Annotated in this window: 1 protein-coding gene; it reads right to left on the reverse strand. The window is 61.4% G+C overall.

The features are described from left to right. Nucleotides 1-241 (reverse strand): LysR substrate-binding domain-containing protein (locus tag AF337_RS34620; RefSeq protein ID WP_244471371.1); only part of this gene is annotated, 241 nt, incomplete at both ends.

A 241-nucleotide genomic window follows, 5' to 3' on the forward strand; every position in this document is an offset into this window, starting at 1 on the left:
GATCAGGCAGTTTGGGGGAGATATCGAGGGCCACCAGTCTTCCGGCCGCGAGTTCGAGCGCGACGATGGCGGGCGGAATAACAGCAATGCCCAAACTGTCCAATGCCATGCGGATCAGCGTGGCGAGCGACGAACTCGCGTAGATTCTGGGCATCGGCAGGGCGGGATCGGAAAACAGTTCGGTTACCTGCACATAGGGCTGGGTGTTGCGCGCGAAGGTGAGGATGGGCCAACGCGCGAT

This window comes from Rhizobium ecuadorense (assembly GCF_001187535.1).
Taxonomy (GTDB): Bacteria; Pseudomonadota; Alphaproteobacteria; order Rhizobiales; family Rhizobiaceae; genus Rhizobium; species Rhizobium ecuadorense.